Here is a 7,476-nt window from a genome sequence, read left to right on the forward strand (position 1 = left end):
GGGCGGCCAGCACGGTGAAGACGAGGGTGCACAGCACGGCCGGCAGCACGACCACCGCGCCGCCGTACGCGACGCCCACCCCGACGAGGAGGCCGGACAGCGCGGTGCAGACCACGGCGACGGTGAAGCGCCTGCTGTATCGAGGTCCCATGGGCCCAGGCTCCTCGCGCCGGGCCGGGGCCACGACCGCTGAACAGGCGTCGCGGGCGGTGGTCCCGGACCGTCGGCCCGCGACCACCAGGCCCGGACCGTCGGGCCCCGACCACCAGGCCCTGACCACCAGGCCCGGACCGGTCAGGCCCCGGCCGGTGCGATGCGCGGCAGCGCGCGGTCGGTGGCGGCGACCCGGCCGATCCTCGCGGTGAGGGACGCCGGCGGCGGTGAGGTGAGGGCCTTGGCGACCAGGTCGCGCAGCGCCAGGCCGAACCGGGTCCGCGGGAAGGCGACGCGCTCCAGGCCGCGCGGGAGCCGCTGGACGTCGTCGACGAGGGGGCGCATCCACTCCTCGTACGCGGTGAGCGCGCTCCCGGGGTGCTCGGCGGTGGACAGGCACGCGGCCAGGACGTACCCGCTGACGAGGGCCAGCGACGCGCCGCCGCCGCCCAGCGGGGTGACGCACCAGGCCGCGTCCCCCGCGACGCACACCCGCCCGCGGTGCCAGGTGGGCATGCGGACCTGGGTGAGGCGGTCGACGTAGACGTCGTCGGAGGTGCCGAAGGCGTCGAGGACGCGGGGCGCCTCCCAGCCGGCGTCGGCGTAGCGGTCGCGGAGCCGGGCGAGGGTGTCCGCGCGGTCGAGGTCCACGAGGTCGTCGCCGCGCGCGTGGGCGAGGATGGCGCGGGTGGTGCCGTGGTTGTCCGGCCGGAGGTGGACCTGCCGCCCGCCCACGGCGTTGTACCACCGCCACCGGTCGTCGTCGCCCGGCGTGCGCGGGATCGTGCCGAACACCATGGTGATCCCGAGTTCGCGGCGGTCGACCGCGTCGCCGAACAGCCGGTCGCGGGTCGCGGAGCGGACGCCCTCGGCGATGACGAGCAGGTCGGCGCGCAGGGTGCGGCCCGACGCCGTGGTCACGGTGACCGCGTCGGCGTCCTTGTCGACCTCGGCGACGGTGTCGCCGTAGAGGACCTCGACCCCCGCGGGCAGGTGTTCGAGGATGGTGCGGGCGAGGTCGCCGCGCAGGACCTCGAACTCGGCGGTCGCGCCGTCCGGGCCGTCGGACGGCAGCTCCGCGACCACGCCGCCCGAGCCGTCGACCAGGACCGTGCCGGTCTCGGTGGTGTTCTGCGCCCTCACCGCCTCGGTCAGCCCCATCAGGTCGAGCACCTCGCGGGCGACGCCCCGCAGGTCGACGTTCTGCCCGCCGTCGCGGAACGCCGCCGCGCGTTCGAGCAGGGTGACGTCCCACCCGGTGCGCCGCAGCCAGTGGGCGGCCGAGAGGCCGGCGATGTTCGCGCCGGAAACCACCGCGTGCGGTGTGGTCATGCCCTGCTCCGGTGTGATCGCACGACCGGATGCCGTGCTTTACGGTGAAGCTACTTCGCGGTGAAGGGGTGTGCGTGACAGAGGTCGACCCGCTGACGTTCGACTGGCCGGCGGACCGGGTGGAGGTGGTGCACCGCCTGCGCGACCTGGTGGTCGGCCTGGAGGGGCTGACGAGGCACCTCGCGACCTGGCTGCGGCTGCCGGTCTCCGACGCCAACGCCCTGAGCCACGTCATCTGGGCGGCCGAGGCGGGCGCGCCGCTGTCGCCCGCCCGGCTCTCCCGGCGGATCGGCATGACCTCGGGCTCGACGACGGTGCTGCTGAACCGGCTCGAAACCGCCGGTCACGTCCACCGCAGCCGCGAGAGCGCCGACCGCCGCCGGGTCACCCTGCGCCCCGACCCGGCGGCGCGCGAACGGGTGCGCGGGTTCCTCGCCTTCGCGGGGACCGAGGTCGCGGCGACCCTCCGCGCCGCCGACCCCGACGAGCTGCGCGTCGTCATCGCCTTCCTGGCCGGGCTCACCGAGGCCGCCGGCCGGGCGAACGAACGCCTCGCCCGGGACGCCGCCGGGGGGCGGGAGGGGCGGACCGGGGTCGGGTGACGCTGCCGGCCTCCCCGGCCGGGTACCTGTCCGCACCCGCCGGGGACGCCGGCGCACGCCCCGGGAGGGGCCGTGGCCGCCGCACTCCGAAGTGGACGGTCGCCGCACGGGGTCCGGTCAGATCAGCTGGAACTCGTAGATCGACGACTCGATGTGGACCATGCCGTGCTCGTCCGCGGCGGCGGCGATGGCCGGGGTCCAGCCGATCAGCGAGCCGGGGATCTCGATCCGGTTCGAGTGGTGCTTCCGCACGGCGAAGCCCATCCGCACGGCGAGGGCCACGATCGACTTCGGGTCGCCCATCGTGTCGCTCGTGTTCATGAAGATGCGCGCGCCCTCGGCGAGGTGCGGCTTCACCTCGTGGAAGAACCGCTGGTGGAGGGCGTACCCCGGGTCGAACACCGACCGCTCGATCAGCCGGTCGTAGGTGCGGTCCACGCGTGCCCGGACCAGGGGCGGGTTGGAGACGACCAGGTCGAACACGTCCGTCGGCCCGAACTCGTGGAACAGGTCGCTCGTCAGCGCCTCCACCTCGTGCTCGACGCCGTGGGCCTTGGCGTTCAGCTCGGTGTTGGCGACGGCGGCCGGGCTGATGTCGGCCGCGACGACGCGCCGGCACCCGCTCCGGGCGGCCACCACGCTCGTCACGCCGGCGCCGCACCCGATTTCGAGGAACCGCGTGCCGGGGCCGAACGGCAGGGCGGAGGTGAACACCTCGGTCGCCGGGTCGGGCGGCCACACCTCGGGCAGGACGGTCCAGTCCAAACCCATGAGCTGTTTCGTGCCGCCGACCTTCAGGAGGTCGTCGGCCTGGGCGACGAGCCACTCGCCGACGTCTTCGGCAAACGTTCTGTCCACGGTTGTCCCCTGGTGGTCGGGAGTTTCGCCGAGGCGAATCGGCGGACGACGAATCCAGTGCCGGGCACGCCCGGGCCGCGCGCAGAACCCGCATTGCCCCCATCGGCTTCCCGGCATGTTAGACGGTGCCCCCGGAAGCGACAAGGGTACGTTCGACCCCGTCCCCGGAACGGATTTACAGCGGTTTCCGAGATGTCCCGGTCCACGCCTGCGGAACAGGTCTCCAGGAACCGGCAGACCTGCGAAACGAGTGATCCTCGTAATTTGTCGGGGAATCTTCGCGAAATGAGACGGTGGCCCTCCGATGCGGTACCACGTAGTGACCGCAGTCGCTTTCGGCTGTACTGGGGGGACCGTCTGGGAGCGGTTCCATCGGTCTTGCCTTAACTTCACGCGAAATTTCCGTCAAATTTTCGGGCACCCCGTGCGGTGCCGGGCGCGGGACGGCCGAAAACGCGCCGTGCGGAGCGCTTCGCGCTCATCTGCGCAGGTCGCATCGCTGTGAGGTGCCCTGGCGGCGAGGGTGGTCGACGGGCTGTCGGGTTCGCGGGAATGTCCCGCGGCGTGCTGGTTCGCCGATGCGCGCGGGCGGTACTCCCCCTCGCGCGCGATCCTCGTCGGGGTCGGAGGCGGCAATACCCGACGCCGGCGACCGGGGTCGATGCATCGTGGTGATCGGCTGCGAAGCGTTATCCGCCCCGCTTCCCGGTAAGTGCGGAAATGTCCGGCCGTGCACGGTCAGCGAGCACTCGACTACCTGCTGTAGCTTCGGTGAAACCTTTACGCTTCTGCGGCGTTCTGTGTATTGTCCCTCGCACGGAAGGTGCGAACCGGACGTAGCGCGCAAACGGCGTAGTGAAAGCCTCTTCTCGGGCGACAGTGGCCAGTAGGGGTTGACCTCGCACGGTTCGGGCACGCTGCGCCCGATTTTTCGGGTGGCCGCACCCGAAGAACGGTGAAATCGGCGCGAAGCCCGTTCCCGACGTTGTGCCGGCTTTGGCATGTCGTCGGTGGGTGACGTGCGCGAAAAGAATGTGCGGGACGTTCGCGCGCTTTGCGCGCACCATTCGTTACACGCGGGGGCGGCTGGGGATGGCAGTAGTAGGGGTCGTGGGCGCGGGTGTGATGGGCAAGGACGTGGCCATCACCTGCGCCGCCAACGGTTACGACGTCGTCCTGTCCGACCACGACCCCGAGGTGCTGGCCGCGGCGCCCCGCGAGGTCCGCGGGCTCGTCCGGCAGTTCCGGATGATGTCCCCGACCACGGCCTCGTGGAAGGCCGACGAGGTCCTCGGCCGCATCCGCTTCAGCGCGGACCTGGGCGACCTCGCCGGGGCGGACTGGATCGTCGAGAACATCGTCGAGGACCTCGCCGCGAAGGAGCGGCTGTACCTCGAACTCCGCGACGTCTGCGGCGAGGACGCGAAGATCGCCGCGAACACGAGCTGCATCTCCATCACCAAGCTCGCCGCGTGCACGGCACGGCCCGCCGACGTCGTGGGCATCCACTTCATGAACCCCGTGCCGCTGCTCGGGTGCGCGGAGGTCGTGCGCGGCTTCCACACCTCCGACGACACGGTCAAGCGGGCGGAGGAGTTCGTCGGCTCGCTGGGCAAGCAGTCCATCGTGGTCAACGACGCGCCCGGGTTCGTGTCCAACAGGTTGTCGCACCTCTTCATGAACGAGGCGGCCTTCCTGGTGCACGACGGCGTCGCCGAGCCCGAGCAGGTCGACGCGATCTTCAAGCTCGGCTACGGGCACAAGATGGGGCCGCTGGAGACGGCCGACCTCATCGGGCTCGACACCGTCGTCAACTCCCTGAACGTGCTCTACGAGGAGTTCCAGGACAGCAAGTTCCGGTGCTGCCCGACGCTGAAGAAGATGGTCGCCGCCGGTCTGCTCGGCCGGAAGAGCGGCCAGGGGTTCTACACGTACTCGAAGCGCTGACCCACGAGAACGGCAGCGGCAGCGAACACCCTGGGGGACGTCGATTCATGAAGATGGTCAAGTGCGTCGTGTGGGACCTCGACGACACGCTGTGGCACGGCACCCTGTCGGCGGGCGACGACCTCGTCCCGCGCGACGGCGTCGTGGACCTGGTCAAGACCCTGGACGCCCGCGGCATCCTCCAGTCGGTCGCCAGCAAGAACAACCACGACGACGCGATGCGCGAGCTGGAGGCGCTGGGCCTCGCCGAGTACTTCCTGTACCCGCAGATCAACTGGAACAGCAAGTCCAGCTCCGTCGCCGCGATCCGCGAGAAGCTCAACATCGGCATCGACACGATCATGTTCGTGGACGACCAGCCGTTCGAGCGCGACGAGGTCGCCTTCGCCCACCCCGAGGTCGAGACGGTCGACTCGGCGCTGCTGGCCACCCTGCTCTCCATGCCGCGCCTCAGCCCCGGGGTGGTGACCGCCGACGCGAGCCGCCGCCGGCTCATGTACCTGGAGGACCGGGCGCGCCGGGAGGCCGAGCTGGACCACCGGGGCGCCGCGGACGAGTTCCTGGCCGGCCTGGGCATGGTCTTCACCGTCTCCCGGGCGAAGGACGACGACCTGCTGCGGCTCGAAGAGCTGACCGAGCGCACCAACCAGCTGAACTCCACCGGCATCCAGTACTCGCACGAGCAGCTCGACGAACTCGTGCGCAGCGCCGACCACGACCTGTGGGTGTGCGAGCTGACCGACCGCTACGGCTCCTACGGCAAGATCGGCATGGCGCTGGTGGAGAAGCAGGACGACCGCTGGACGATCAACCTCCTGCTCATGTCCTGCCGCACGGTGTCCAAGGGCGTGGGCACGGTCCTGCTGTCCTTCCTGGTCAAGCGGGCGGCCGAGGACGGCAAGCGCCTGTTCGCCCGCTTCCGCCGCACGGACCGCAACCGCCAGATGCTGGTGACCTACCAGCTGGCGAACTTCCGCGTGGTGAGCAGCGAGGGCAGCGACCACCTGTACGAGAACGACCTCGCGGTGCGCCAGGAGTACCCCGAGTACATCAAGGTCGAGATCGATGCGTGACGAGGCGGTGGTGAACATGGCAGACGTCACGGTGGCGGACGCCGCGGCCAACATCCGGGCCTACCTGCGGGAGAACATGACCGCGTTCAAGGACGTCGAGCTCCACGACGACGACGACATCTTCGAGCGGGGGTTCTTCACGTCGCTGTTCGCCATGCAGCTCCTGCACCACGTCGAGTCGACGTTCGACGTGGAGGTGCCCGACGACTACATCGTGCTGCGGAACTTCAGCTCGGTCCGCCGCCTCGCGGACATGGTCGCCGACCTGAAGAGCCCGTCGGGTGGGTGACGTCGACCGGTCCGACGTCCTCGCGAGGGCCAGGTCGTTCGCGGACACCGAGCTGGCGCCCAGGGCCGCCGCGTTCGACCGCGACGAGCACCTGCCGCCCGACGTCGTGAAGAGGATGGCGGACGAGGGGTTCCTCGGCGCGTCGATCCCCGAGAAGTGGGGCGGCCTCGGCCTGGACCCGCTGGAGTACGGGGAACTCACCGAGGTGATCGGCAAGGCGTGCGCCTCCACGCGGGCGCTGCTGACCGTGCACACGTCCATCGTGGCCGGGACGCTGGTGGAGCTGGCGTCGAAGCGGCTCAAGGAGAAGTACCTCCCGGCGCTCGCGCGCGGCGAGAGGATCGCCTGCTTCGCGCTGTCCGAGGAGGACGCCGGGTCCGACGCCGCCGCGGTGGCCACGACCTACACCAGGAAGGGCGACGCGTTCGTCCTCAACGGGCGGAAGAAGTGGACCTCGTTCGCCGGGATCGCCGACCTGTTCCTGGTGATCGCCTCCGACGACGGCGTCACGAGCGCGTTCGTCGTGGAGCGGGACGCGCCGGGCGTGGACACCCGACCGATGTCGGGGTTCCTGGGCAACCGGGCGACGCACATCGCGGAGGTCGTCCTCACCGACGTCGAGGTGCCGGCGGAGAACCTCGTCGCGGGCATCGGCGCGGGCTTCGGCTTCGTGGTGAACACGGCGCTGCTGCACGGTCGGTACAGCATCGCGTGGGCGGGGGTCGCGCTGGCCCAGGCGGCGCTGGAGGAGATGTGCTCCTACGCCACGCGCCGCGAGCAGTTCGGCGTCAAGATCGGCACGCAGCAGTTGGTGCAGAAGATGGTCGCGGACGCCGTCACGAACGTCGCCGCGGCCAGGGAGCTGTGCCGGCGCGCGGGCCGCTTCCTGGCGGCGCGCAGCGCCGACGCGGCGATGGAGACCAACATCGCGAAGTACTTCTCGTCCACGATCGCCCAGCGCGCGACGTCGGACGCGGTCCAGGTGCTCGGCGGGAACGGGTGCTGGTCGGGTTTCCCGGCGGAACGCCTGTTCCGGGAGGCGAAGATCCTCGAGGTCATCGAGGGCACCTCCCAGTTGCAGCAGGTCATGATCGCCGACTTCGGCTACAAGAAGCACGCCAGGAAGAACTAGGGCAATGAACCGTGTCAGGTCCCGCGCGTCGCGAGCACCCCGGAGGTCGTCATGGCAGGCATCCCGCGTGACCGGGGTGGTGAGGTGGCG

7 protein-coding genes are annotated in these 7,476 nt (G+C 70.7%); 5 read left to right on the forward strand and 2 right to left on the reverse strand.

Annotated features, from left to right (window positions below):
- Positions 1-294: 294 nt before the first annotated feature.
- Positions 295-1,485, reverse strand: a complete 1,191-nt coding sequence (locus ACR807_RS00005; RefSeq protein ID WP_438919041.1) for an FAD-dependent monooxygenase — start codon at positions 1,483-1,485, stop codon at positions 295-297.
- A gap of 74 nt (positions 1,486-1,559) precedes the next feature.
- Between ACR807_RS00005 and ACR807_RS00010 the strand changes: the two genes are divergently transcribed.
- Positions 1,560-2,087 carry a MarR family winged helix-turn-helix transcriptional regulator gene (locus ACR807_RS00010; RefSeq protein ID WP_438919042.1) on the forward strand — a complete coding sequence of 176 codons (528 nt, stop codon included), beginning with the start codon at positions 1,560-1,562 and terminating at the stop codon, positions 2,085-2,087.
- A 117-nt stretch (positions 2,088-2,204) separates the two neighbouring features.
- Here the strand turns inward: ACR807_RS00010 and ACR807_RS00015 are convergent, their stop codons facing one another.
- Positions 2,205-2,945, reverse strand: a complete 741-nt coding sequence (locus ACR807_RS00015; protein ID WP_438919043.1) for a methyltransferase — start codon at positions 2,943-2,945, stop codon at positions 2,205-2,207.
- A 1,092-nt stretch (positions 2,946-4,037) separates the two neighbouring features.
- On the opposite strand from ACR807_RS00015, the gene ACR807_RS00020 reads away from it, so the two are divergent.
- Genes ACR807_RS00020 through ACR807_RS00035 form a run of 4 tightly spaced genes read left to right on the forward strand, consistent with a single transcriptional unit; the run spans position 4,038 to position 7,386 of the window.
- On the forward strand, positions 4,038-4,892 hold the full coding sequence (locus tag ACR807_RS00020) for a 3-hydroxyacyl-CoA dehydrogenase family protein (RefSeq protein ID WP_438919044.1): 855 nt from the start codon (positions 4,038-4,040) through the stop codon (positions 4,890-4,892).
- A gap of 47 nt (positions 4,893-4,939) precedes the next feature.
- Entirely contained in the window at positions 4,940-5,965 is a 1,026-nt protein-coding gene (locus ACR807_RS00025) for an HAD-IIIC family phosphatase (protein WP_438919045.1), read from the forward strand.
- Entirely contained in the window at positions 5,958-6,254 is a 297-nt protein-coding gene (locus ACR807_RS00030; RefSeq protein ID WP_438919046.1) for a phosphopantetheine-binding protein, read from the forward strand. Before ACR807_RS00025 ends, ACR807_RS00030 begins: the two co-directional genes overlap by 8 nt.
- Entirely contained in the window at positions 6,247-7,386 is a 1,140-nt protein-coding gene (locus tag ACR807_RS00035; RefSeq protein WP_438919047.1) for an acyl-CoA dehydrogenase family protein, read from the forward strand. Before ACR807_RS00030 ends, ACR807_RS00035 begins: the two co-directional genes overlap by 8 nt.
- Positions 7,387-7,476 lie beyond the last annotated feature (90 nt).

The sequence above is a fragment of the Saccharothrix sabaoui genome (assembly GCF_051756985.1).
GTDB lineage: Bacteria > Actinomycetota > Actinomycetes > Mycobacteriales > Pseudonocardiaceae > Actinosynnema.

Coding starts and splice junctions, on each gene's coding strand:
- ACR807_RS00005 (WP_438919041.1), bottom strand. CDS start 1,485: ATGACCACACCGCACGCGGTGGTTTCCGGCGCGAACATCGCCGGCCTC.
- ACR807_RS00020 (WP_438919044.1), top strand. CDS start 4,038: ATGGCAGTAGTAGGGGTCGTGGGCGCGGGTGTGATGGGCAAGGACGTG.
- ACR807_RS00025 (WP_438919045.1), top strand. CDS start 4,940: ATGAAGATGGTCAAGTGCGTCGTGTGGGACCTCGACGACACGCTGTGG.
- ACR807_RS00030 (WP_438919046.1), top strand. CDS start 5,958: ATGCGTGACGAGGCGGTGGTGAACATGGCAGACGTCACGGTGGCGGAC.